The organism is Phycicoccus sp. M110.8, assembly GCF_032464895.1.
Lineage (GTDB): Bacteria > Actinomycetota > Actinomycetes > Actinomycetales > Dermatophilaceae > Pedococcus.
This window is the reverse complement of record NZ_JAWDIC010000007.1, coordinates 1-606: the sequence shown is the minus strand read 5'-3', so window position 1 is coordinate 606 and position 606 is coordinate 1. Positions and strand designations below refer to the sequence as shown.

The window sequence follows — 606 nt, the reverse complement described above, 5'->3', positions numbered from 1 at the left end:
GCGTCCTTGGCCTCCTTGATCGCCTGCTCGACCAGCGCTCCCACCGTGGCCGGGGCGGAGTACCGCAGCTGGAACCGGCCGTCGGCGTCGTAGGACATCACCAGCTCCGGCTTCGCGCACGCGCGTCGCTCGGTCTGCGACTGCCCGGCCAACGAGTCCCGCACGACCGTCAGCGGCCCGTCCGTGGGCCGATCCTCGCTCACTGCCGGCATCCCACCGGGCTGGTCGAACGCGTGCCGCGCGCACATCCGCCGCAGCTGCGGCACGGTCGCGTGCCGGGCCAAGTGCGTCATCGAGGCCTGGTGGGTCACTGGCACCCGACGCGCCACGACCGCGACCTGGTCCAGCGACAGCTCGCCCGCATCCAGCGCCCGCACCGCCGCGGGCAGCTCCGTCGTGCGCCGGGCCACCCGGACCACGTCGGCGGCGTGCTCGGGCGACAGGCCCGCCCGCACCACGAGGTAGTGCTCGGCTGACCGGAACCCACCGTCGCCCCAGTGCTTGTCCTCGACCAGCTCGCGGGCCACCTCGACCAGCTCGGCCTGCGCCCGGTTGAGCCGCCCGGCCACCTGCGCCGTGCGCGCCCACAGCTCGCGCTGCCGGGCA

At 75.1% G+C, this 606-nt stretch carries 1 protein-coding gene; it reads right to left on the bottom strand.

Annotation, left to right across the window (positions count from 1 at the left end; translation table 11 throughout):
* Positions 1 to 606 (bottom strand): DUF222 domain-containing protein (locus RKE38_RS19540; RefSeq protein ID WP_316009150.1); only part of this gene is annotated, 606 nt, incomplete at both ends.